The organism is Mesorhizobium sp. W016, assembly GCF_054719485.1.
This window is the reverse complement of sequence record NZ_JBTTIF010000002.1, coordinates 4526509-4550293: the sequence shown is the minus strand read 5'-3', so window position 1 is coordinate 4550293 and position 23785 is coordinate 4526509. Positions and strand designations below refer to the sequence as shown.

Sequence of the window (23785 nt, the reverse complement as noted above, 5' to 3'; positions counted from 1 at the left end):
TCGCTGGTGGTTGCATCATGAGCGCGAAGGCTGCCACCGCCCGGCAAGCTTCGCCCCGCTTGCGCCGGGTGCTTGCCGGCGCCGCGGTTGTGGTTCTGCTCGGCGCCATGGCGCTCGACACCAAGGTGATCAAGATCGGCTCTGCCGGCGATGTTCGCAACGCCGTGTTTTCGGCGGCCGACTACGGGAAATCTGAATTCCCCAAGGTGCAAGCCGATGTCGAAGCGCGTGCCGCCGACGCCGCGACGGTGGCGACGGCGATCGCCAAGGACAGGGCGACGGCCGAAAAGGAATATGGCGTGCCGGCGGGAGTCGGACCGGTCATCTCGGTCAAGTTCACCGGCGTCGTCGGCGAGGGAAAATCGGGCATCTACAAGGTCGCCGTCGACGGTTTGCCGGACACGTTGACCGTCCGCGTACAGACTGGGCCGGCGATCAACGGAACCGAGCTTCGCGACGCCACCGGCAAGATCACCTTTGGTCAGTTCACCAACCAGATCGAGTATCAGGACGCCGGCTCGGCGCTGAACAACGAGATGAAGAAGGAGGTGCTGGCGAAAGTCGATACCAGTGCCTTGACCGGCAAGACAATAGCGGTGGTCGGCGTCTTCAAGCTGGTCAATCCGAAGAGCTGGCTGGTCACACCGGTGAGGCTGGACGTCAAATGACAATGACTGCCGGCACAGAACCCGCGACTGGCGATGCCGTGCTTTCGGCGCGCAATGTCGTCATGTCGTATGGCGGCGTCCACGCGCTCAAGGGCGTCAACTTCGACATCCATCGCGGCAAGGTCACCACCCTGTTCGGAGAGAATGGCGCCGGCAAGTCGACGCTGATGAAGATCCTGTCCGGCGTTGTGACGCCGACATCCGGCGACATCGTGCTCGACGGCAATCTCGTCAGCTTTGCCTCGTCTTCGGACGCGCGCGATCGCGGCATTTCGATCATCCACCAGGAGCTCAGCCTGGCGCCGAATCTGAGCGTTCGCGACAACATCTTCATGGGCCGCGAACTGCGCACCAGAACCGGCCTCGACTTCGCCGAGGAGGCGCGCCAGGCGCGGGCGCTGATGGCCGACCTCGAAGAAGACATCGATCCGATGACCCTGGTCGAGGACCTGCGCCTGGGGCAGCAACAGATCGTCGAGATCGCACGCGCGCTGTCGGTCGATTCCCGCATCCTGATCATGGACGAGCCGACCTCCGCACTCAGTGCGACCGAGGTGGAGGTGCTGTTCAAGGTGATCCGCGATCTGACCAGCCGCGGTGTCTCCATCGTCTACATCTCGCATCACCTCGAAGAGGCGCTGCAGATCACCGACTACGCCGTCGTGCTGCGTGACGGGGCGATCACGGCAACGGCCGAGGCCAAGGACATCGACCTCGAATGGATCGTCCGCAACATGGTGGGCGAGAATTTCGATCTCGGCTCGCCGCCGACCGGCCACGAGTTCGGCGCGGTGGCGCTTTCGATCGAGGATGTCAGCGTCACCGACGCTTCGGGTTCAGGCTACGTCGTCGATCATCTGTCGCTGGATGTCAAAGCGGGCGAGATCGTCTGCATCTATGGGCTGATGGGCGCGGGCCGCACGGAATTGCTGGAGGCCGTCGCCGGCCGTGTGCCCATGGCGGGCGGGCGGGCGCTGCTGGAGGGTGAGGACGTTTCGGGGCTGACCATTGCCCAGCGCATCGCCCGAGGTCTGGTTCTGGTCCCCGAGGATCGCCAGCGCGATGGCCTGGTTCAGACCATGACCGTCGGCCGCAATCTGTCGCTTGCCAGCATCGAGGCGTTCGCGAAAGGCCTGTTCCTCTCCCGGCCGAGGGAACGCGCACTGATCGACGATTCGATCCGCAAGGTGACCATCAAGACCGCGGGCGGCAACGCCATGATCGGATCGCTGTCGGGCGGCAACCAGCAGAAGGTCGTCATCGGCAAGATGCTGACGACAGATCCCAAGGTCATCCTTCTCGACGAGCCGAGCCGCGGCATCGATGTCGGCGCCAAGGCCGAAGTCTTTCGCTTGCTCAGCGAGCGCGCCGCGCAAGGCTTGGCGGTCGTCTTCTCGACTTCGGAGGTCAATGAGTGCCTCAGCATCGCCCATCGCATCGTCGTGATGCGGCGCGGCAAGATTTCAGCCGAATTCGGCGCCAACGCCACCAAAGAGCAGATCATGGCCGCCTCCGGCGAAGCCGTGGTCGCCTGACCATAGAATTTCGGAGCCCCGACCCATGAGCGATGTCAGCCAGGCCAGCAAACAGTCCAGCCCCAATGCGGGCGGCGAGGGCTTCGACGTGGCCAAGCTGCTGCTCGAAGGCCGGGCCTTCTTTGCCCTGATCGTCATCATTGTCGTCTTCTCGATCCTGTCGCCCTATTACCTCTCGGTGGCGAATTTCCTGACCATGGCCTCGCATGTCGCCATCTTCGGGATTCTCGCCGTCGGCATGCTGCTGGTCATCCTCAATGGCGGCATCGACCTGTCGGTGGGGTCGACGCTCGGGCTTGCCGGCGTCGTCGCTGGGTTTCTGATGCAGGGCGTGACGCTGACCTGGCTGGGCGTCGTTCTCTACCCGCCGGTCTGGGTGGTCGCGGTGCTGGCCTGCATGCTGGGTGCGGCCGTCGGGCTTATCAACGGCGTGCTGATCGCGCGGTTCAAGGTTCCGGCCTTCGTCGCCACGCTCGGCGTCATGTACATGGCGCGCGGCCTGGCACTGCTGATGACCAGCGGCCTGACCTACAACAATCTCGGCGGCAAGCCGGAGTTGGGCAACACCGGTTTCGATGCTCTCGGCTTCAACCGCCTGTTCGGCGTGCCGACCGGCGTGGTGGTGCTGGCGGTTATCGCGCTGATCGGCAGCATCGTCCTGAACCGCACCGCGTTCGGGCGCTGGCTCTACGCCTCGGGCGGCAATGAGCGCGCCGCCGAACTGTCCGGCGTTCCGGTCAAGACTGTGCAGATTTCGGTCTATGTGCTTTCAGGCATCTGTGCCGCCATTGCCGGCCTGATCCTGTCCTCGCAGTTGACCTCGGCCGGACCGACCGCTGGCACCACTTACGAACTGACGGCCATCGCCGCCGTCGTCATCGGCGGCGCCGCACTCACCGGCGGGCGCGGCAACATTCGCGGCACCCTGCTCGGAGCCTTCGTCATCGGCTTCCTGTCCGACGGTCTGGTGATCATCGGCATCTCATCCTACTGGCAGACAGTGTTCACCGGCGCCGTCATCGTGCTCGCCGTGCTCCTCAATGCCGTTCAGTATCGCCGCCGTAGCAAGCTTCCAGCTTCGACGGGCGGCCAACCGACTTCTCAGAAACGGGGGAAGGCCGAACCGGCCAATCCTGCCCAAGGGAAGACTGCCAGCTGACTGGCAGCAAGACCGCGTAAAATCATTGGAGGAATGTACATGAAAATCGTGCTTAGAAGTTTGCTTGCCGCCGCGATGGTGGTCGGGTTTAGCGCAGCCGCATCGGCCGCGGGCCTGATCTCGATCATCGTCAACGATCCGGCCAACCCCTACTGGCTGACCGAAGGCAACGTTGCCAAGGCCGAAGCCGAAAAGCTTGGCTATACGGCCAATGTCGCCGCCCACAAGGGCGACACCAATACCGAAAGCAATCTGATCGACACCGCCATCACCAACAAGTCGGTGGCGATCATCCTCGACCCGGCCAATGCCGATGGTTCGGTCGGCGCGGTGAAGAAGGCGATTGCCGCCAACATCCCGGTTTTCCTCGTCAATGCCGAGATCAACCAGGAAGGTCTTGCCAAGGGACAGCTCGTCTCCAACAACGCCCAGGGTGCGGCTCTCGGCGCCCAGCAGTGGGTGCAGGCGGTCGGTGAAAAGGGCAAGTATGTCGAACTGCTCGGCGCCCCCTCGGACAACAACGCCGCCACGCGCTCGAACGGCTACGCGACTGTGCTGAGCCAGTATCCGGATCTCGAAAAGGCCGCTTCGCAGGTCGCCAACTGGGATCGTACCCAGGGACACGACAAGATGCAGAGCATGCTGCAGGCCAATCCCGACATCATCGCGGTGATCAGCGGCAACGACGAAATGGCGCTTGGCGCGGTTGCGGCGCTGAAGGAAGCCGGCAAGCTCGCCGGCATCAAGGTCGGCGGCTTTGACGGCTCCCCGGATGCGGTTGCGGCCATCAAGTCCGGCGAACTGCAGTACACCGTGCTTCAGCCGGTGGCCATCTTCTCGGCCAAGGCCGTGCAGCAGGCCGACTCGTTCATCAAGACGGGCGCTACCGGCGCCACCAGCGAGAAGCAGCTGTTCGATTGCCTGCTCATCACCAAGGACAATGTGGACAAGTACACCGCACCCTTCGTGCTGTCGGAATAAAAACCTGCTCAGGGGGTGTCCTTCGCGGACACTCCCTGGCTCTTCCATGGCTTCGAGACAACAAAGACTGCTCCTTGTGACTTGCCTTCATAACCATCCGGAACTTGCGGCATGAAAGACCTGCTGATCGGGATCGACGCGGGAACGTCCGTGATCAAATCGGTCGCTTTCGATCTGTCGGGGCGGCAGCTCGCCATGGCATCGGTGACCAACAGCTTCGTCACGCTGGAAGGCGGCGGCGCCGAACAGGACCTTAATCAGACCTGGCGCGACATGGTGCTGACCGTTCTCGATCTGGCGACGAAAATTCCAGACCTCGCGCGGCGAACCGCGGCCGTCGCGGTCACCGGGCAGGGCGACGGCACCTGGCTGATCGATGGCGACGGCATGCCGGTCGGGCGCGCGTGGCTCTGGCTCGATGCGCGCGCCGGACATCTGGTGGACGAGATGCGCGGCGATCCCCGGGATCGCACGCGGTTCGAGATCACCGGCACCGGGCTCAACGCCTGCCAGCAGGGCGCTCAGCTCAGCTGGCTGAAGAAAAACAGCCCGGAAATCCTGGAGCGCGCCGCCACTGCCTTTCACTGCAAGGACTGGCTCTATTTCAAGATGACCGGCGAGCGCGCCACCGATCCTTCGGAGGGAACATTCACCTTCGGCGATTTCCGCGCGCGCAGCTATTCCGACGAGGTGCTCGACATTCTGGATCTGACGTCGCACCGCCGCCTGCTGCCCCCCATGCTCGAAGGCACGACCGACCATCATCCGCTTTCTGCGTCGGCAGCAGGCGAGACCGGCCTGCTTGCGGGCACGCCGGTGGTGCTGGGCTACGTCGACATGGTCAGCACCGCGCTCGGCGCCGGCCTCTATGATCCAAGCGGCAATGTCGGCTGCACGGTCATCGGCTCGACCGGCATCCACACACGCCTAGCGCGCACTCCTGATGATGTCGTCCTCAACGACAACGCGTCCGGCTACACGATCGCCATGCCGGTTCCCGGCGCCTATGCGCAACTGCAATCCAACATGGCGGCGACGCTCAACATCGACTGGCTGCTCGGCCTGGCGCGCGACGTGCTGACCGCCAGCGGCGCCAAGCCTTCGCGCGACGAATTGCTGAAAGCGCTCGATGTCTGGGTCGAAGGATCGGAACCGGGGTCGCTGGTCTATCAGCCCTACATCTCGCTTGCCGGCGAACGCGGACCGTTCGTCGATCCAGACGCGCGCGCGGGCTTCATCGGGCTTTCCGTCAAGCACGGTTTTGGCGATCTGGCGCGCGCAGTTCTCGAAGGATTGGCCTTCGCGGCCCGCGATTGCTACCAGGCAATGGGCAGCGTGCCCGGCGAAATCCGCCTGTCTGGCGGCGCCGCGCGCAGCCCGTCGCTGCGCCGTATCATCGCTGCGGCGACCCGCGCGCAAGTCAGGACCAGCAGCCGCCAGGAAGCCGGCGCCGCGGGTGCGGCGATGATGGCCGCGGTCGGGCTCGGCGTCTATCGCTCCATGGATGATTGCTGCGCCGAATGGGTGACGCCGCTTCTGGGCGAATGCGACGCCTATGACGAGGCACTTTCCCAAACCTACGATGCGCTGTTTCCATCCTTCGTCGCGGCGCGCCAGGCGCTGCGGCCGGTGTGGAAGGGCATGGCGCACCGCACAGGAGCAAAGTCTTGAGTGATACGTCAGATATTGTCGATCTCTTCGTGATCGGCGGCGGCGTCAACGGCGCCGGCATAGCGCGTGATGCTGCCGGTCGCGGGCTGTCGGTCATCCTGTGCGAGAAGGACGATCTTGCACAAGGCACCAGCTCGCGCTCCGGCAAGCTGGTGCATGGCGGTCTGCGCTATCTCGAATATTACGAGTTCCGGCTGGTGCGCGAAGCGCTGATCGAACGCGAGGTGCTGCTTGAGGCGGCGCCGCACATCATCTGGCCGATGCGCTTCGTGCTGCCGCACAGCCCCGAAGACAGGCCGGCATGGCTGGTTCGGCTCGGGCTGTTTCTCTACGACCATCTTGGCGGCCGCAAGCGGTTGCCGGGAACGAGGACGCTGAACCTGAGGACCGCGCCGGAAGGGGAGCCGATCAAGGACGAATTCAAGCGCGGCTTCGAATATTCCGACTGCTGGGTCGATGACGCCAGGCTGGTGCTGCTCAATGCGCTCGACGCCAGTCAGCGCGGCGCAAAAGTCTTCACCCGCACCGCCTGTATTGCTGCCCGGCGCGAAGGCGGCATGTGGTCCATCGACATGCAGGATGGCCGCACCGGTGCGGTGACGAAGGTCCGCGCACGCGGGCTGGTCAATGCGGCTGGGCCGTGGGTGAATGACATCGTCAGCCGCGTCGCCGGGCAGAATTCCACCCGCAACGTTCGCCTGGTGAAGGGCAGCCATATCGTCGTGCCGAAATTCTGGGAGGGGCGGCAGGCCTATCTGATCCAGAACAACGACAAGCGGGTGATCTTCGTCAACCCGTATGAGAACGATCTGGCGCTGATCGGCACGACGGACATTCCCTACGAGGGCCGGCCCGAAGAAGTGGCGGCCGAGGCCAGCGAAATCGATTATCTGATCAAGGTGGTCAATCGCTATTTCAAGCGACAGCTGACCGCGAAAGACGTGGTTTACAGTTTCTCGGGCGTGCGTCCGCTCTATGACGACAATGCCGACAACCCGAGCGCGGTGACGCGCGACTACATCTTCGAACTCGACGCCCCGAACGGTGGCGCGCCGCTGCTTTCTGTGTTCGGCGGCAAGATCACCACCTTCCGCAAACTGTCCGAACATGCGCTGGAAAAGATCCAGCCCTTCTTTCCGACCATGAAGAAGGCCTGGACGGCCAAAATTCCCCTGCCGGGAGGCGACCTGCCCAACGCGGATTTCGAGCAGTTCCTGGGCGATCTGCATGCCGAGTTCTCGTGGCTTAGCCCGTCGCTGGTGAAGCACTATGCTCGAAGCTACGGCACGCGCACGCGCGCTCTGCTGAAAGGGGTAAAAGGCGAAGCCGATCTCGGCCGGCGTTTCGGCCCGGATTTCTATGAGCGGGAAGTTGTCTTCCTGTTCGAGACCGAATGGGCGATGACCGCCGCCGACGTTCTCGAACGCCGGACCAAACACGGGCTGCATATCAATGCGGCCGAGCGGAAGACATTCGAAGACTGGTGCACAAAGACCATGGCGGCGGTGAACTGATGGCCTTCACGCTTTCGCTGAACACCAACCCGCTGGTCAATCGCTTCGCCGATCCCGACGATCTGATCGACGCCATTGCCTATGGCATCGGCATCCGCGACGTGCAGCTGACGCATGAATTCGTCAATCCGGGTTGGCCGGCGGCAACGATCGTCAAGTTCGTTCGCCTGTTCAACAGCGCGCTGGCGCGGACTGGCGTGCGGATCACCTCCGGCATGACCGGTCCCTATGGCCGGCTCAACCATTTCGGCCATCCGGACGCGGATGTGCGCCGCTATTATGTCGACTGGTTCAAGACCTTTGCCGACATTTCCGCCGAGCTTGGCGCGTCGGGCATGGGCACGCAGTTCGCCATATTCACCTACAAGGATTTTGACGATCCGCAGCGGCGCGCGGCGCTTCTCGACATCGCGCTCGAATGCTGGCGCGAAGTGGCCGAGCACGCCAAGGCGGCGGGCCTGACCTATTTGTTCTGGGAACCGATGTCGGTGGGGCGGGAGTTCGGCCACACGATCGAAAGCTGCGTCGAATTGCAGGGCGCCATCGATACGGCCAAGCTGCCGATCCCGATGCAGATGATGGTCGACATCGACCATGGCGACGTGACCTCGCCCAATCCTGACGACACCGATCCCTATGCCTGGGCGAAAGCGTTCCCGTTGCAATCGCCGATCATCCACATCAAGCAATCTTCGATGAACAAGGGCGGGCACTGGCCGTTCACGGCCGCATACAACAAGGATGGCCGCATCATCCCGCAGAAGCTGCTCGATGCAGTGCGGGCGGGTGGCGGAACCGACAATGAGATTTGCCTCGAACTTTCCTTCCGGGAGAGGGAGCCGGTCGATCATCAGGTTATTGCAATGATCCGCGAGTCGGTGGATTTCTGGGCGCCTTACATCGACAGCGGCCGCGAAAGTCTCACGCCTCGCGCTTGAGGGAAAGCGTCGGCCCGAAGGCCGGCGCGTAGACCCGGAAACACGCATCATCCGAATTTCGGATCGAAGGAGAGAAGAATGGCCCCGTATTGGGTCGGCACGAGCTGGAAGATGAACAAGACGCTGGCGGAGGCGCTGCAGTTCGCCGAGGCATTGGCGGCGTTCGTGCCGGGCTTCGATCCGGCGATACAGCCTTTCGTCATTCCGCCCTTCACCGCGGTGCGGCAGGTCAAGGCGGCGCTCGCCAACACCCGCGTCAAGGTTGGCGCCCAGAACATGCATTGGGCCGATGCCGGTGCCTGGACGGGCGAGATTTCGCCGGTGATGCTGAGGGATTGCGGGCTCGACCTGATCGAACTCGGCCATAGCGAGCGTCGTGAGCATTTTGGCGAAACGGACAAGACCGTGGGACTGAAAACCGCAGCGGCAGTCAAGCACGGCTTCGTACCCTTGATTTGTGTCGGCGAGACGCTGGCCGAGCGCGAGGGCGGCCGCGCCGACACAATTCTGACCGCGCAGGTTTTGGGCGCGCTGCAGGGTCTCGCAAACAATGAGTTGTCGGCAGAGATACTCTTTGCCTATGAACCGGTGTGGGCGATCGGCGAGAAAGGCATTCCGGCCAGCGCCGACTATGCCGACAAGCAGCAGGCGCTGATCAAGCAGGTCGCAGCAACCCGGTTGCCGACCGCCCCGCTTGTGCTCTACGGCGGCAGCGTCAATCCCGGCAACGCGGCCGAACTGATCGGCCAGCCGCATATCGATGGGCTGTTCATCGGCCGCTCGGCATGGCAAGCGGAAGGCTATATCGACATTCTCAAAAAGGCGTCGGCCGCCATCGCGCGCTGACCACGAAAACGAAGGAGTTAATTGCCATGAAGATCGCACTCGGAGCCGACAGCGCCGGCAAGCCGCTGCTCGATGTCATCGCCAAGCATCTCGCCACCAAGCCAGAACTGCAGGTCGTCGATCTCAGCCAGGCCGGGTTCTACGCCGATATTGCCGCGGCGGTCGGCCACGAAATTGTCGACGGCAATTACGACCGCGCCATCCTGTTTTGCGGCACCGGCATCGGCGTCAGCATCTCGGCCAACAAGGTGCCCGGAATCCGCGCCGCGTTGACCCACGACACCTATTCGGCGGAGCGCGCTGCGAAATCCAACAACGCCCAGATCATCACGATGGGTGCGCGCGTCATCGGCCCCGAACTGGCGAAATCGATCGCTGACGCCTGGCTGGCTTCCGAATTCGATCCGAACGGACCTTCTGCCGCCAATGTGCAGGCTGTCGACAAGCTCGACGCGAAGCGCTGAGGATCCGCTCCCGACCTAGCCGGTCAAGGCGATCCGCATCGCCTCGATCACAGTTACGGCGGACGCCGCGCCTGGATCCATATGGCCAAGCGAGCGTTCACCGAGGCGGGAGGCCCGGCCCTTGGTGGCGATCATCGTCTTGGTCGCCTCCGCGCCGGCCTTTGCCGCCTCGGCTGCGGCCGCAAGGCTTCCGGCCAGCCCCTTGCCGGCGGCCAGTGCCTCGCCCGCAGCCGTTGCGGCCGGCGCCCACGCATCGATCATCGTCTTTTCGCCAGGCTCGGCCTTGCCGCGATCCTGAATGCCTCTGGCCATCGCTTGGAACATAGCGACCGCGTCGGCGTCGTCGAGCGTCGCCTTGCCCTTGACGGCGGCCGCGCCGCGCATGAATGCCGTGGCATAGAGCGGGCCCGAGGAGGCGCCGACTGCGTTCAGGAACGACTTCGCCGCGGTGTTCAGCAAGATGGTCGGATCGGTGGCGCCGGTATCCAATGCCGCGACGGCATCGCGTGCCGCGGCAAATCCAAGCTCCATCGCAATGCCGTGGTCGGCATCGCCGATCACCCCGTCAAGCGCGCACAACCGGTCCCGGTCGGCCGACATGGCGTCGGCGATTGCCGCGAACATCGCGGCAAGCCGCGTGGTGTCGATTGTCGTCATCTCTTGCTCCTTGCCGTCCCCAGTTTACCCGGCGCGAAACATGGCGCAGTCGCAAGGGTGGTCGAGCATCGTCTGCAACTCGTCGTCGAGGTGGTGCAGCGTGATCGAAGCGCCGGCCATTTCGAGCGAGGTGCAGTAATTGCCGACCCAGCTTGCGTGAATGGATACACCGATATCGTCAAGCCTCTGCTTCACCCGCCGGTTCATGATGTAGAGTTCCATCAGCGGTGTCGAACCCAGCGAATTGACCAGCACGGCGACTTTCTCGCCGCGTGCCGGCGCCATCTCGGAGAGAATCCTGTCCAGCATTTCGTCGGTGATCTCGTCGGCTGTTTTGAGTTTTCCGCGTGCGATGCCGGGTTCGCCATGGATGCCCATGCCGATCTCCATCTCGTCGGGTCCGATCTCGAAATTCGGCCGGCGGGTTTGCGGCAACGAACAGGGCGCCAATGCGACGCCCATGGTAAAGGTGTGGTCGTTGGCTTTCCCGGCAATGCGTTCGCATTCATCGAAGGACAACATGCGGTCGCAGGCGGCGCCTGTCGCCTTGAAGATGAAGAAGTTCCCTGCGACACCGCGCCGCTTGTGCCTGTCGCCAACGGGCGCGGAAGCGACGTCGTCGGTGCTCAGCACCGTGCGCACCTCGATGTCGTCCATCGCGGCCATCTCGGCCGCCATGTCGAAATTCATGACGTCGCCGGCATAGTTGCCGTACATGAACAGCACACCGGCGCCGCCGCTCGCCGCCTTGGCGCATTCGAGGATCGGGTCGGGCGGCGGAGAGGCGAAGACATTGCCGATCGCCGCCGCGTCGGCCAGCCCCTTGCCGACGAAGCCGAGAAAACTCGGCTCGTGGCCCGAGCCGCCACCAATGACGAGGCCTACCTTGCCTTGGCGCGGTCCATCGCGGGCGATGATCGAGCGCGGGCTTCCGTCAACGGCTTTGAGATGGCGGGGATGCGCAGCCAGGATGCCTTCCAGCATCTCGTCGACGGCGCGATTGCCGTCATTGATGATCTTCTTGGTTTGCACCAACGTCCTCCCGATTTGGTATTTTCATAGATGATACCGGGCGTTATCAGGCTGCCTTCGGGCGAGGGCAGGGGCGCGATGCCCGCCAAACTGCCTCGATCGGCTTCGTAGCTGTTACCAGCCGTTCTGGCAGAAGCTAAGCGGACCGAAGTGCGCGGACAATGGCGCTGTAGTGTACAAGATCGCACCACGGCTTAGAAAAGGCGGTGGCTCCCCGGGCCGGATTCGAACCAGCGACCAACCGGTTAACAGCCGGTTGCTCTACCACTGAGCTACCGGGGAATAGAGGCTCTCATGTGAGTGGCGCAGCCTATAGCAAACCCTTTTCGGCTTTGCAAAGAAGCATTTCGCATTTTTTAGCGCATTTTCACCCAATGGTTTCTGGCAATCGCCGGATGACACCACATATGAGCCGTCTTGGGCGCCGTCGGACCTTGGTCGGCGGAACCTGAAAGGCGATTGCAGCCTTTAGCGCATATGGCTTTATCGAAGGCAACCGGATCGACTTTCGACATGACTGCAGCAGACGAAAACCAGGCACCGGCGCGGAAAATCTCGGTGTTCGGGCGCGAGTTCACCATGCCGCGCTCGCGCGGGCTGAGGATCGCCATCGGTATCGTGCTGGTGTTTTTCGGCCTTCTCGGTTTCCTGCCGATTCTCGGCTTCTGGATGATTCCGCTCGGCCTTTTGGTGCTTTCCTACGAATTTGCCGCGGTGCGCCGCCTGCGGCGCCGGTTCGTCGTCTGGTGGGAACGGCGTCGCCGGCCAAATTGAAAGCGATGGCGCGCGGTCCCGGTTCAGCGGACGCTTCGCTTCCAGCCCCTCGCAGACCTTCCCTCGAATATCTCCTTGAGAACGGCAGCCCTGGTGTCAGCCGCGCGTTTACGGTGGAAGCCAGTTTGCACCCGCTGCATAAAGCCGCGGGTTCGATTTTCGCCGGTCGCGCAGCCATGCTTGAGGAGCGGCCAATATGCCGGTGCGCCAAGCGCTGAAACCGCTCGGGAACCACGTTGCGGCGGCTGATGAGGAAAGCGCGCCGGAATGCCGCGCGGACGCTTGACGACCTTTCGCTGCCACCATATTGAGTTCGCTCGCCGGGAGCGATGAGGCCTCGTGGCGGAGTGGTTACGCAGAGGACTGCAAATCCTTGCACCCCGGTTCGATTCCGGGCGAGGCCTCCAATCGCTTCAACTCCCGCATGCCGGGGGCTTGAGTTCCGGTCGAATGCGCCGCAGTGTCGGCGCGACAAGCGCATTTCAGCGCATTGGCTTTGACGGATTGGTTGGGACATGAGCGCTGATTTCTCCGAACTTCGCGTCAAGATGGTCGACGGCCAGGTCCGCACCACCGATGTGACCGACGCAGCATTGCTCGATGCCATGCTTGCCGTGCCGCGCGAGGCCTTTGTCGGGGCCGGCCAACAGGCTCTCGCCTATATCGACGAGGATATCCGCATCTCCGACGGCGCCGATGGCAGCGGTGCGCGCTACCTCATGGAGCCGTCGCCACTGGCCAAGCTTTTGCAGTTGGCCGAGATCGACGCCGGCGATTCGGTGCTCGATGTCGGCTGCGGCACCGGTTATTCCGCGGCGCTGCTGTCCAGGCTGGCCAAATCCGTCGTGGCGCTGGAAAGCGATACCACACTGGCGGAAGCAGCCAAAGCGGCGCTTTCGGCGCAGGGCTGCGATAACGTCACCGTGGTCACCGGCCCACTGCCGCAAGGTCATGCCGCCAAGGCGCCCTACAATGTGATTCTCATTGGCGGCAGCGTCGAGAAAGTGCCTGCGGCGCTGCTTGACCAGCTTGCCGAAGGCGGCCGTCTGGTGGCTGTGGAAGGGCAGGGCAATGCGGGCGTAGCCCGGCTCTTTTTCAATGCAGGGGGGGTTGTAACCGGAAGACGGGCATTTAATGCGGCAATTAAGCCACTACCCGGATTTGAACGCATTCATGCCTTCGAGTTCTAAGTGATTTTGCCTTGCAGCAAAGACTCTGTCATGTTGGCTTGCGATTGAACAATCGTTGCTGATTGGTTAACCGGGGTTTCGGGAGGCTGTCAGCGGGGGAACGATACATCGACGCGGCGCTGGCCGATCCCTAGGGATGGGCTGGCGTGGCGTGGTTCCCGTGCAAAACGAATGAGGGATATAAAGTGCCGTCCTTAGCCAAGAGTCTGTTTGTTACTGTCCTCATTTCCGCGACAGCGCTTTCGCCGATAGCCGCCTCGGCGGAAACCATTCTCGGCGCGCTTTCCAAGGCCTACCAGAACAATTCCTCGCTGAATTCGGCCCGTGCCGGCGTGCGCGTCACCGATGAGGGCGTGGCGATCGCCAAGTCGGGCTATCGCCCGGTGATCACTGGTTCGGCTGATATCGATTACACCTCCAGGCACCTGAACGGCAGGAACGCGAGCCTGGCATTGACCACCGGCAGCTTCGGCGTTCGGATTGATCAGACGCTGTTCGACGGCTTCCAGACCAAGAACAGGGTCGCGTCGGCCGCTGCACAGGTGAGGGCCTCGGTCGAGGGCCTGCGCAACACCGAAGAGAACACGCTGTTCAACGCGGCGAGCGCCTATATGGACGTGATTCGCGACCGCCAGGTGGCGGTGCTGACCGAACAGAACCTGCAGTTTCTGACCGAGCAAGCGCGCGCGGCGCGCTCGCGCTTCGAGGTCGGCGAGGGCACGCGCACCGATGTGGCGCAGGCCGACGCGTCGCGTTCGGCCGCGGTGGCGCAGTTGAGTGCCGCCCGTGCGCAGGCTCTGGCCAGTGCGGCAACCTATCATCAGATCGTCGGCGACGAGCCGGGCAAGCTCAAGGCCGCGTCGCCGTTGGCGAAGCTGTTGCCGAGGAGTCTCGAGGCGGCGATCGGCATTGCATCGAACGAGCATCCGGCCATCCTGGCCGCCCTACATTCCGTCGATGCAGCCGGATTTGATGTAAAGACGCAGGAGGGTGCGTTGCTGCCGCAGTTGACTGCCAGTGCCGGCCTTTCCCATGTCTATCAAAATACCGTACCTGGCGCGGGGGATTCGGACGGCGATTCCAATGCCGCCACCGTCGGCGCGACGCTGACCGTTCCGATCTATTCGGGCGGCCGTACCTCCGCACTCGTTCGTCAGTCGAAGGAATCGCTCAGCCAGGCTCGCATCGAGGTGGATGTCAGCCGTGACTCGGTGCGCCAGGCCGTGACCTCGGCATGGACGCAATACATCGCAGCGCGTGAAAGCGTCGACGCTAATCGGCAGGTGATCGCGGCCGCACAGTTGGCGCTCAACGGCGTCATCGAGGAGCGCAATGTCGGACAGCGCACCACGCTCGACGTGTTGAATGCCCAGAACGCCGTCATCTCGGCAAAGATCGACCTCGCCAGCTCCGAGCGCGATGTGGTTGTAGCGAGCTACGCCATCCTGTCGGCCATGGGCCGCCTGTCGGCCGATCGCCTGGCGTTGAATGTGGTGAAGTACAAGCCTGAAGAGCACTACAGAGCCGTCAAGGACAAATGGATCGGGCTGCGTACGCCGGACGGTCGTTGATCGCGACTGAGCGGTTCAAATCCCGCCAAGATTGAAAGTATCGTAGCGCCGCGCTTCCCAAGGATGCGCGGCGTTTGTCTTTTGTAGCCTAAATTGTTGAAATCCGGCGTCTTCCGAGATTGGGGATTCTCGGATGGCGATCCGTCGGCTACGCTGTCGCCATGATTCGTATCCGGCTTTGCCGGACAGGAATCCAGGAACGGGTCACTGCAGCGCCACGCGTCCGATGGATGCGCAAAGGAGGCTGTAGAACTTTGATTTTGCGCCTGATCCTCTTCGAAAATCGAAGATCGATTTTCGGGATCATGCGCGGGGGCGGCGGATGTGACGATGGCGACGGCAAGCAGCGCACAGCGCGAACCTTCCATGGAAGAAATACTGGCTTCCATCAGGAGGATCATCGAAGACAGCGACACAGGCCGCAAGCTGCCGGGCGACGCGGATGAGTTGCGCCAGGACGTTGTGCCGGCCGCCGGACCTGTTTCGGATGTCGAGGCCTTCCGCAGCGAATTGCACAGCTCGACCGAAAGCAAGAAGCCGGTGACGCTGGCCGAGGTGCAGGCCCAACTGGCCGAGCCGGTGGTTGCGCGGCTGGAGCCGCGCTCCGAGCCGTCGCCAGTGAAGCCGGCCATTGCGGCAAATGCCACGACCGCCGCGCCACCCGCGCATGCTCCGATGACATTGGCGGAAGTAAGCGCCAGGATAGCCAGTGAGCCAGCTCCCGCCGTCAGGGCAGAAGTTGCAGTGCGGGCAAAGGCGGAAACCACCGACTCGATCGTCACGGATTGGCGCCGCGAAATCGCGGCCGTTGGCAATCAGGCAAAACCGGCTGACACAGTACGGCGGCCCGAGATCAGGCAGCCGGAGATCAGGCAGCCAGAGACTGAAAATCGGCAGGCAGCAATCGCGGAGGTCGAGGCTTTCGAAGACGATCTCGCTGCCGAGCCGGCTTTCGAGCCTCATCCTTCGCGCAGCGAGCACGCGCGCCCGGCCGATACAACTCCGGTTCGGCCGGCGATCGTTTCGGAACATACGGGACGGCAGGTCGCTGCGGCCTTCGGCGAGCTCTCCGACGCCTTTGCCAGCCGCAGCAAGAAGACCTTCGACGAGATGGCCGAGGAGATGCTGCGGCCGATGCTGCAGGACTGGCTGGACAACAACCTTCCGACGCTGGTCGAGCGCCTGGTACGCGAAGAAATCGAGCGCGTCGCGCGCGGCGCGCAGTAGGCATTACCACAGCCCGTTCCGGATTAAAGCGCCGCCTTCGGGCGGAGCTTTCGCTGCAGGCCAGCTTCCGGCCGATGTCGCGAACACGATCAGGTTACCGTCGGGATCGCTGACGATGAAGGTGCAGGCATGGCCTTCCCGTTGAAATGACCAGGGCCCCGCCTATTTGCGTTGAAGGACTGAGGCAGCCCTCGCGGTTGACTTGGCCAAAACCTTCCGATTTACACCGGGTCAGCAAAACTCCCGACCGCGCGGACCACTTTCCCATGCTTGAAAAGACCTACGACGCCAAGACCGTCGAGCCCAAGATCGCCAAAATCTGGGAAGAGGCGGACGCATTTCGCGCCGGCGCCGGCGCCGAGGAGGGGGCGGAGGCCTTCACCATCGTCATCCCGCCGCCCAACGTCACCGGCTCGCTGCATATGGGCCACGCACTCAACAACACGCTACAGGACATACTCGTGCGCTTCGAGCGCATGCGCGGCAAGAACGTGCTGTGGCAGCCCGGCATGGACCATGCCGGCATCGCCACGCAGATGGTGGTCGAACGCCAGCTGATGGAAAAGCAGATACATCGCCGCGATCTTACCCGCGAACAGTTCATCGACAAGGTCTGGGAGTGGAAGGCCGAGTCCGGCGGCGCCATTTTCAACCAGCTGAAGCGGCTCGGCGCCTCGGCGGACTGGTCGCGCGAACGTTTTACCATGGATGAAGGCCTGTCCAAGGCCGTGCTCGAAGTATTCGTCAGCCTCTACAAGGAAGGGCTGATCTACAAGGACAAGCGCCTTGTGAACTGGGACCCGAAGCTGTTGACGGCGATCTCCGACCTGGAGGTCGAGCCCCAGGAGATCAACGGCAATCTCTGGCACTTCCGCTATCCGATCGAAGGCGAGACTTTCGATCCGGAAAATTCGGCGACCTTCATTACCGTGGCGACGACACGGCCCGAGACGATGCTTGGCGATACGGCGGTCGCCGTGCACCCGGACGACGAGCGCTACCGGCATCTGGTCGGGAAAAATGTCGTGCTGCCGATCGTCGGCCGGAAAATCCCGGTTGTGGCTGACGAGTATTCCGACCCGGAAAAGGGTTCCGGCGCGGTCAAGATCACGCCGGCGCACGACTTCAACGATTTCGAGGTCGGCAAGCGCCACAAGCTGCCGGCGATCAACATCCTGACCATCGAGGCGGCAATAACGCTCAGGGATAATGAGGATTTTCTCGCCGGGCTCGACGTGACGCCGGAGCGTCAGGCTGTCTGGGACGAGCTCGACGGTCTCGACCGTTTCGTCGCGCGCAAGAAAATCGTCGAGCTGATGGAGACCGGCGGCTTCCTCGACAAGATCGAGCCGCACCGCCACGCCGTGCCGCATGGCGACCGCGGCGGCGTGCCGATCGAGCCGTTTCTGACCGAGCAGTGGTATGCAAACGCCGCCGAGCTCGCCAAGCCGGCGATCGCATCGGTGCGTGAAGGCCGTACCAACTTCGTGCCGAAGAACTGGGAAAAGACCTATTTTGACTGGATGGAGAACATTCAGCCCTGGTGTATTTCACGCCAGCTGTGGTGGGGTCATCAGATCCCGGCCTGGTACGGGCCGGACGGCCGCGTCTTCGTCGAGAAGACCGAGGAAGAGGCGCTGGGCGCCGCGATTGAATATTATCTGGCGCTGGAAGGCCCGTGGAAGGCCTGGGTCGAGGACAAGCTCGAGACCTTCAAGCCGGGCGAAATCCTGAGCCGCGACGAGGATGTGCTCGACACCTGGTTCTCGTCCGCACTGTGGCCGTTCTCGACACTGGGCTGGCCGGATCACACGCCGGAGCTGAAGACCTATTACCAGACCGACGTGCTGGTGACCGGTTTCGACATCATCTTCTTCTGGGTCGCCCGGATGATGATGATGGGCCTGCATTTCATGCACGAGGAGCCGTTCCACACCGTTTATGTGCATGCGCTGGTGCGCGACAAGAACGGGCAGAAGATGTCGAAGTCGAAAGGCAACGTCATCGATCCGCTCGACCTCATCGACGAGTTTGGCGCCGATGCACTGCGCTTCACGCTGACGGTGATGGCGGCGCAGGGGCGCGACGTGAAACTCGATCCGGCGCGCATCGCCGGCTACCGCAATTTCGGCACCAAGCTGTGGAACGCGACACGCTTTGCCGAGATGAACGAGGTCGCGCGCAATGACGATTTTTGGCTGAACGACGCCAAGTTGCCGGTCAACCGCTGGATCCTGACCGAATTGACCCGGGCGTCGCACGCGATCACCGAGGGCATCACCTCATACCGCTTCAACGAGGCGGCAGGGGCTGCCTACCGCTTCGTCTGGAACCTGTTTTGCGACTGGTATCTCGAACTGCTCAAGCCGGTGTTCATGGGCACTGACGAGGCGGCCAAAGCCGAAAGCCGCGCCTGCGTCGCCTTCGTGCTCGACGAGATCTACAAGCTGCTTCACCCCATGATGCCGTTCATGACGGAGGAGCTGTGGGCGCAGACGGCAGGTGAGGGCAGGACGCGCGCAACGCTGCTGTGCCACGCCGCCTGGCCGTCGCCCGACTTCGAGGACGCCGATGCAGCCGCCGACATCAACTGGCTGGTCGATCTGGTCTCCGGTATTCGCTCCGTGCGCTCTGAAATGAACGTGCCCCCGGCGGCGATCGCGCCGCTGGTGGTGGTCGGCGCCAGCGCCGAGACTCACCAGAGGCTGGAACGCCATGCGTCCGCCATCAAGCGGCTGGCGCGGGTCGGCGACATCTCGCAGCAGGACGCCGCACCCAAGGGCTCGGCCCAGATCGTGCTCAACGAGGCGACGATCTGCCTGCCGCTCGGCAGCCTGATCGATCTGTCCGCCGAGGCGGCGCGGCTGCAGAAGGAACTGGCCAAGGTGACCGAGGAAATCGCGCGGCTGCACAAGAAGCTGTCGAACGAACGGTTCGTCGCCAGCGCGCCGGAAGAGATCGTCGCGGCCGAGCGCGAAAAACTCGCAGAATACCGTGATCAGCAGGAGAAGCTTTCGGTGGCGTTGACCCGGGTGCGCGACGCCGGCTGAGCGCCGGATTCGCGATGCCTGGGAACGGCGTCAAGGCAGTCTTGTGCCCGAAAAACAGGCATTCCGTAACGTTAATGTTGACGTAAACGGAAAGTTTGCGCCCCATTGTTGCCTTAATGTAACAATGGGGCCTAATGCCGGTAAAACATCCGCGTTTTATACTGTTTAGAGCGGTTTTTCATGATTTTTTGCGCCGATTGCCGCTCAAATGGCCATTTTCCGGCATGCTTGCGCGGCGCGCCACTTTGTCCGAAATGCGTTCCGCAAGTGCGTACATGTACGCTGTTTCAATTCATTGTTGCACCGTTAACCCGAATTGGTTCTAGCTTGACGCACTGGAATTTCGGGGAGGACATCCATGAACAATTTGCGTTTGAAAACACTGCTGGGGGCGGGGTGTTTTTCGCTGGGTTTGATTGGTTCCGTACATGCCGGCGGTCTGGAGCGCGGCGGCTATGACATCGATCTGCTGTTCGATCCGGCGCAGGTCACAGGCGAGGTAACCGGTACCTATGTGATGCCGCAACGCGACCTGAAGAACGTGGTGGACGCGGATACAAGACTCATTGAGGGTGGCGGTGATCTTAACGCTCCGGGATACTCGACCAGTGCCCGCGATACCGAAAGCTATTGGGTACCGAGCGTCGGCTTCAAGGCTGGTGTAGGCCCCGTCGATTGCCTTATCGACTACGGCCAACCGATCGGTGCGTACAGCAATCCCGGCGCCAATTGGGCCGGCGCGAACGGCAATATCGTCACCAAAGTCAAGAGTGAAGCCGTAGGCGGAACCTGCTCGTACAAGATGGATCTCGGCAAAGGACAGTTTCGTTTCATCGGGGGCGTGTTCCACGAGGAGGTTTCAGGCTTCAAGGAGCAGTTGGTGTCGACAATTCCAGGGTTGCTTGGGGTTGGTACCGGCATAGGCCGTCTCGATCTCGAAGGTGATGGTTGGGGATGGCGCGCCGGCGTTGCCTATGAAATCCCTGATATCGCGCTGCGCGCCAGCTTGGTCTACAATTCGGCGGTCAAGCTCAACAATTTGGACGGAACACTTGATCTGACCGAGGTTCCCCTTCCCGGCAACCCGCTTTTGGGCAAGGTAACGGACGTCTCCGGATCTTCTCAGGTGCCCGACTCTTTGGAACTGAAACTGCAGTCCGGCATCGCGCCAGGATGGCTGGCTTTTGGATCCGTCAAGTGGGTCAACTGGAGCGTCCTGCAGAGCATTCCGTTTTGCCCGGTGGGCTCTCCAGAGTGCTCGACTACCAGCGATTACCGGGCCACGTCGCTTGATCTGCTCTATCGTGATGGCTGGACGGTTTCCGGCGGCATTGGCCACAAGTTCAATGACCAGTGGAGCGGCGCCGCGGGTCTGACCTGGGATCGTGGAACCAGCACGGGCCTCAGCGCCCAGACCGATACATGGACGGTCAGCGGTGGTGTATCCTACACCCCGACCGCGAACGTCGAGCTTCGTCTTGGCGGCGCGTTGGGTGTGCTCACAAGCGGATCGATCCATCCCGTCGTAGGCAAGGATGGCGTCACATATGGTACGGACTACACCGCTGATTTCGGCAACGATCTGGTTTCAGCCGTTTCGACTTCGTTCAAGGTGAAGTGGTAAGCTTTTCAAATTAAAAGAGAAAAGGCCGGGCAGTGCCCGGCCTTTTTCAGTTTGCGGCACAGCGTCGAGCCGTGCCGTCAAGCGCCGGCGTTCAAAATCCGCCGCACCTATGTCGCCTCCGTAATTGTGACGTTTTGGCAACAGTTCCGGACCAACCCCCGCGCTACGGTCCCGCTCGACCAAATTGCCCATTTCCCGCCATAAACCCGGCGCACCTCGAATTTGTCTCGGGACACGCGCCAGAAGGCTCGGCGATGGGGCAGGCCGCACCGCCCGCGGCAAGGAAGAGAATGGACGCCAAAGTCATCTCCAAGGCCAAGCTCCCTAGCCGCCATGTGACCGTCGGTCCGGCGCGTGCGCCGCACCGTTCGTATCTCTATGCCATGGGCCTGTCTGCGGCCGAGATCGCGCAGCCGCTGGTCGGCGTTGCCTCCTGCTGGAACGAGGCGGCGCCTTGCAACATCTCGCTGATGCGCCAGGCGCAGGTGGTCAAGAAAGGTGTGGCGGCCGCAAACGGCACGCCGCGCGAATTCTGCACCATCACCGTCACCGACGGCATCGCCATGGGGCACCAGGGCATGAAGTCGTCGCTGGTGTCGCGCGATGTCATTGCCGATTCGGTTGAACTCACCATGCGGGGCCATTGCTACGACGCGCTGGTCGGCCTTGCCGGCTGCGACAAGTCGCTGCCCGGCATGATGATGGCCATGGTGCGGCTCAACGTGCCGTCGATCTTCATCTATGGCGGCTCGATCCTGCCGGGCTCCTATCGCGGCCGCCAGATCACTGTGCAGGACGTGTTCGAAGCAGTCGGCCAGCATTCGGTCGGCACGGTCAGCGATGCCGAACTGCTCGAGATCGAGCAGGCGGCGTGTCCGTCCGCCGGCTCCTGCGGGGCCCAGTTCACAGCCAACACTATGGCCACCGTCGCCGAGGCGATCGGCCTGGCGCTGCCGTACTCCTGCGGCGCGCCGGCGCCTTACGAGATGCGCGACCGCTTCAATTTCGCCTCCGGCGAAAAGATCATGGAGCTGATCGCCAAGAACATCCGGCCGCGCGACGTCGTCACGCTGAAGGCGCTGGAGAATGCGGCGACCGTGGTTTCGGCCACCGGCGGCTCGACCAATGCGGCTTTGCACCTGCCGGCGATCGCGCATGAGGCAGGCATCAAGTTCGACCTGTTCGACGTTGCCGCGATTTTCGAGAAGACGCCCTACATCGCCGACCTCAAGCCGGGCGGCAAATATGTCGCCAAGGACATGTTCGAGGCCGGCGGCATTCCGCTGTTGATGAAGACGCTGCTCGACCACGGCTATCTCCATGGCGACTGCATGACCGTGACTGGCCGTACTTTGGCCGAAAACATGGAGCATGTTGCCTGGAATGATAGCCAGGATGTGGTCCGTCCCGCCAACCGACCAATCACCCAAACCGGCGGTGTCGTGGGCTTGAAGGGCAACCTTGCCCCCGAAGGCGCGATCGTGAAGGTCGCGGGCATGACGGAGCTGAAATTCTCAGGTCCGGCACGGTGTTTCGATTCGGAAGAGGAATGTTTCGAGGCGGTCACGCACCGCAACTACCGGGAAGGCGAGGTTCTCGTCATCCGTTACGAAGGTCCGCGCGGCGGCCCGGGCATGCGCGAGATGCTGTCGACGACGGCGGCGCTCTACGGCCAGGGCATGGGCGGCAAGGTCGCTCTCATCACCGACGGTCGTTTCTCGGGCGCAACGCGCGGTTTCTGCATCGGCCATGTCGGGCCCGAAGCTGCCGTGGGCGGCCCGATCGGGCTCTTGAAAGACGGCGATGTGATTTCGATCGATGCAACCAAAGGCACGATCGAGGTCGATTTGTCCGAGGCCGAACTGGCAACGCGGGCGAAGGCCTGGAAGGCGCGCACGACCGACTATCAGTCGGGCGCGATCTGGAAATACGCACAGACGGTAGGGCCTGCCCGCGACGGCGCGGTCACCCATCCGGGCGGTGCCAAAGAAACACATTGCTATGCGGATATCTGAGTTGTTGAGGTCGTCTGTCCTTCCGGCACTGGTCGCTGTTGCGATCTTTGGCGCCGTGGGCCAGGCCATGGCCTTCGACGACAAGGTGTTCGACGACAAGACCGGCGTGAAGCCGCAATCGAGCCCGTGGGCCGTGTTCCAGTTCGGCTTCTCCGCTTACAAGAGCGGCCACAAGGAACAGGCGGTCGAGGCCTATAAATACGCCGCCGAAAACGGCCAGATCGGCGCCACCTGGAAGCTCGCCCGCATGTATGCCGAAGGCGACGGCGTGACGCGCGACGACTATGCGGCCTTCAAATTCTTCTCCGAGATCGTCGATCAGGATGTCGAGCCTGGATCGCCGGAGGAAAGCTATGTCTCCGACGCGCTGGTGGCGCTGGGCGACTATCTCCGGACAGGTATCCCCGGCAGCCCGGTCGAGGAAAACGAGGTCGCGGCGCAGGAATATTACATGCGCGCGGCCGCCAATTACCGCAACCCGAACGCCCAGTTCGAGATGGGCCAGATGTTTTTGAAGGGCGAGGGCGGCGTCAAGGCCAGCGTCAAGCAGGCCGGCCGCTGGTTCCAACTCGCCGCCGAAAAAGGCCATGCCGGCGCCCAGGCGACGCTTGGCAATCTTCTGTTCCAGAGCGGCAAGATCGTGCGCGGTCTGGCCATGATGACCGCCGCGCTCGAACGCGCCTCGCCGAGCGACCAGCCGTGGATCCGCGGCATGCAGGAAGAGGCATTTGCCGCCGCCGGCGAAGCCGACCGCCGCACGGCGATTTCGCTTGCCGACGATCTTCTCACCAAGGGTGGTGACGACCAGTGAAATTGCCAATCTCCCCCCTTGTGGGGGAGATGCCCGGCAGGGCAGAGGGGGGCGCTGT

19 protein-coding genes and 2 tRNA genes are annotated in these 23785 nt (G+C 62.7%); 18 read left to right on the top strand and 3 right to left on the bottom strand.

Annotated features, from left to right (window positions below):
• Positions 1 to 17 precede the first annotated feature (17 nt).
• The 9 genes from ACYG9V_RS22610 to derI all read left to right on the top strand — a co-directional run bounded on the left by ACYG9V_RS22610 (position 18) and on the right by derI (position 9776).
• Positions 18 to 668, top strand: coding sequence for a DUF2291 family protein (locus ACYG9V_RS22610; RefSeq protein ID WP_023714401.1), 651 nt, complete (start codon positions 18 to 20; stop codon positions 666 to 668).
• Positions 665 to 2203, top strand: coding sequence for a sugar ABC transporter ATP-binding protein (locus ACYG9V_RS22605; protein ID WP_023741518.1), 1539 nt, complete (start codon positions 665 to 667; stop codon positions 2201 to 2203). The genes ACYG9V_RS22610 and ACYG9V_RS22605 overlap by 4 nt, the downstream gene beginning before the upstream one ends.
• A 25-nt stretch (positions 2204 to 2228) precedes the next feature.
• Positions 2229 to 3362, top strand: a complete 1134-nt coding sequence (locus ACYG9V_RS22600) for an ABC transporter permease (RefSeq protein WP_023688198.1) — start codon at positions 2229 to 2231, stop codon at positions 3360 to 3362.
• A gap of 39 nt (positions 3363 to 3401) precedes the next feature.
• A complete protein-coding gene (locus tag ACYG9V_RS22595; protein ID WP_081726801.1) occupies positions 3402 to 4343 on the top strand; it encodes a D-ribose ABC transporter substrate-binding protein in 942 nt (313 codons plus the stop codon).
• 111 nt (positions 4344 to 4454) lie between these two features.
• Positions 4455 to 6014 (top strand): FGGY-family carbohydrate kinase, encoded by a 1560-nt coding sequence (locus ACYG9V_RS22590; protein WP_352763575.1) that lies wholly within the window; start codon positions 4455 to 4457, stop codon positions 6012 to 6014.
• On the top strand, positions 6011 to 7528 hold the full coding sequence (locus ACYG9V_RS22585; protein WP_352511729.1) for a glycerol-3-phosphate dehydrogenase: 1518 nt from the start codon (positions 6011 to 6013) through the stop codon (positions 7526 to 7528). The genes ACYG9V_RS22590 and ACYG9V_RS22585 overlap by 4 nt, the downstream gene beginning before the upstream one ends.
• Entirely contained in the window at positions 7528 to 8466 is a 939-nt protein-coding gene (locus tag ACYG9V_RS22580; RefSeq protein ID WP_352763578.1) for a sugar phosphate isomerase/epimerase family protein, read from the top strand. Before ACYG9V_RS22585 ends, ACYG9V_RS22580 begins: the two co-directional genes overlap by 1 nt.
• A 78-nt stretch (positions 8467 to 8544) precedes the next feature.
• Complete coding sequence (locus ACYG9V_RS22575; protein ID WP_352763580.1) at positions 8545 to 9312, top strand: triose-phosphate isomerase; 768 nt, start codon at positions 8545 to 8547, stop codon at positions 9310 to 9312.
• A gap of 26 nt (positions 9313 to 9338) precedes the next feature.
• On the top strand, positions 9339 to 9776 hold the full coding sequence (gene derI, locus ACYG9V_RS22570; protein ID WP_023672592.1) for a D-erythrulose-4-phosphate isomerase: 438 nt from the start codon (positions 9339 to 9341) through the stop codon (positions 9774 to 9776).
• A 15-nt stretch (positions 9777 to 9791) separates the two neighbouring features.
• Here derI and dhaL read toward each other — a convergent pair whose 3' ends face one another.
• The 3 genes from dhaL to ACYG9V_RS22555 all read right to left on the bottom strand — a co-directional run bounded on the left by dhaL (position 9792) and on the right by ACYG9V_RS22555 (position 11747).
• On the bottom strand, positions 9792 to 10433 hold the full coding sequence (gene dhaL, locus ACYG9V_RS22565) for a dihydroxyacetone kinase subunit DhaL (protein WP_352652039.1): 642 nt from the start codon (positions 10431 to 10433) through the stop codon (positions 9792 to 9794).
• Positions 10434 to 10457: 24 nt separating this feature from the next.
• Positions 10458 to 11465: a dihydroxyacetone kinase subunit DhaK gene (locus tag ACYG9V_RS22560; RefSeq protein WP_352652040.1), complete on the bottom strand. Its 1008-nt coding sequence runs from the start codon at positions 11463 to 11465 to the stop codon at positions 10458 to 10460.
• A gap of 207 nt (positions 11466 to 11672) precedes the next feature.
• A tRNA-Asn gene (locus tag ACYG9V_RS22555) sits at positions 11673 to 11747 on the bottom strand.
• A 231-nt stretch (positions 11748 to 11978) separates the two neighbouring features.
• On the opposite strand from ACYG9V_RS22555, the gene ACYG9V_RS22550 reads away from it, so the two are divergent.
• From ACYG9V_RS22550 to ACYG9V_RS22510, 9 genes are all read left to right on the top strand, one after another.
• Positions 11979 to 12239, top strand: a complete 261-nt coding sequence (locus ACYG9V_RS22550) for a PGPGW domain-containing protein (protein ID WP_027050334.1) — start codon at positions 11979 to 11981, stop codon at positions 12237 to 12239.
• 333 nt (positions 12240 to 12572) lie between these two features.
• Positions 12573 to 12646: transfer RNA gene (locus ACYG9V_RS22545), tRNA-Cys, on the top strand.
• A gap of 108 nt (positions 12647 to 12754) precedes the next feature.
• Complete coding sequence (locus ACYG9V_RS22540) at positions 12755 to 13429, top strand: protein-L-isoaspartate O-methyltransferase family protein (RefSeq protein WP_023667707.1); 675 nt, start codon at positions 12755 to 12757, stop codon at positions 13427 to 13429.
• Positions 13430 to 13614: 185 nt separating this feature from the next.
• Positions 13615 to 15000, top strand: a complete 1386-nt coding sequence (locus ACYG9V_RS22535) for a TolC family outer membrane protein (RefSeq protein ID WP_023691095.1) — start codon at positions 13615 to 13617, stop codon at positions 14998 to 15000.
• A 330-nt stretch (positions 15001 to 15330) separates the two neighbouring features.
• Positions 15331 to 16227 carry a PopZ family protein gene (locus tag ACYG9V_RS22530; protein WP_023691096.1) on the top strand — a complete coding sequence of 299 codons (897 nt, stop codon included), beginning with the start codon at positions 15331 to 15333 and terminating at the stop codon, positions 16225 to 16227.
• 266 nt (positions 16228 to 16493) lie between these two features.
• Positions 16494 to 19277 carry a valine--tRNA ligase gene (locus ACYG9V_RS22525; RefSeq protein WP_352763583.1) on the top strand — a complete coding sequence of 928 codons (2784 nt, stop codon included), beginning with the start codon at positions 16494 to 16496 and terminating at the stop codon, positions 19275 to 19277.
• 358 nt (positions 19278 to 19635) lie between these two features.
• The gene (locus ACYG9V_RS22520) at positions 19636 to 20901 is read left to right on the top strand and encodes an OmpP1/FadL family transporter (protein WP_352763586.1); all 1266 of its coding nucleotides are present in this window, start codon (positions 19636 to 19638) and stop codon (positions 20899 to 20901) included.
• Positions 20902 to 21191: 290 nt separating this feature from the next.
• Positions 21192 to 22916, top strand: coding sequence for a dihydroxy-acid dehydratase (ilvD, locus tag ACYG9V_RS22515; RefSeq protein WP_023706010.1), 1725 nt, complete (start codon positions 21192 to 21194; stop codon positions 22914 to 22916).
• Positions 22903 to 23727 (top strand): tetratricopeptide repeat protein, encoded by an 825-nt coding sequence (locus tag ACYG9V_RS22510; protein ID WP_023714413.1) that lies wholly within the window; start codon positions 22903 to 22905, stop codon positions 23725 to 23727. Before ilvD ends, ACYG9V_RS22510 begins: the two co-directional genes overlap by 14 nt.
• The last annotated feature ends 58 nt before the right edge of the window (positions 23728 to 23785 follow it).

Coding starts and splice junctions, on each gene's coding strand:
- ACYG9V_RS22610 (WP_023714401.1), top strand. CDS start 18: ATGAGCGCGAAGGCTGCCACCGCCCGGCAAGCTTCGCCCCGCTTGCGC.
- ACYG9V_RS22605 (WP_023741518.1), top strand. CDS start 665: ATGACAATGACTGCCGGCACAGAACCCGCGACTGGCGATGCCGTGCTT.
- ACYG9V_RS22600 (WP_023688198.1), top strand. CDS start 2,229: ATGAGCGATGTCAGCCAGGCCAGCAAACAGTCCAGCCCCAATGCGGGC.
- ACYG9V_RS22595 (WP_081726801.1), top strand. CDS start 3,402: ATGAAAATCGTGCTTAGAAGTTTGCTTGCCGCCGCGATGGTGGTCGGG.
- ACYG9V_RS22590 (WP_352763575.1), top strand. CDS start 4,455: ATGAAAGACCTGCTGATCGGGATCGACGCGGGAACGTCCGTGATCAAA.
- ACYG9V_RS22580 (WP_352763578.1), top strand. CDS start 7,528: ATGGCCTTCACGCTTTCGCTGAACACCAACCCGCTGGTCAATCGCTTC.
- ACYG9V_RS22575 (WP_352763580.1), top strand. CDS start 8,545: ATGGCCCCGTATTGGGTCGGCACGAGCTGGAAGATGAACAAGACGCTG.
- derI (WP_023672592.1), top strand. CDS start 9,339: ATGAAGATCGCACTCGGAGCCGACAGCGCCGGCAAGCCGCTGCTCGAT.
- dhaL (WP_352652039.1), bottom strand. CDS start 10,433: ATGACGACAATCGACACCACGCGGCTTGCCGCGATGTTCGCGGCAATC.
- ACYG9V_RS22550 (WP_027050334.1), top strand. CDS start 11,979: ATGACTGCAGCAGACGAAAACCAGGCACCGGCGCGGAAAATCTCGGTG.
- ACYG9V_RS22540 (WP_023667707.1), top strand. CDS start 12,755: ATGAGCGCTGATTTCTCCGAACTTCGCGTCAAGATGGTCGACGGCCAG.
- ACYG9V_RS22530 (WP_023691096.1), top strand. CDS start 15,331: ATGGCGACGGCAAGCAGCGCACAGCGCGAACCTTCCATGGAAGAAATA.
- ACYG9V_RS22525 (WP_352763583.1), top strand. CDS start 16,494: ATGCTTGAAAAGACCTACGACGCCAAGACCGTCGAGCCCAAGATCGCC.
- ACYG9V_RS22520 (WP_352763586.1), top strand. CDS start 19,636: ATGAACAATTTGCGTTTGAAAACACTGCTGGGGGCGGGGTGTTTTTCG.
- ilvD (WP_023706010.1), top strand. CDS start 21,192: ATGGACGCCAAAGTCATCTCCAAGGCCAAGCTCCCTAGCCGCCATGTG.
- ACYG9V_RS22510 (WP_023714413.1), top strand. CDS start 22,903: ATGCGGATATCTGAGTTGTTGAGGTCGTCTGTCCTTCCGGCACTGGTC.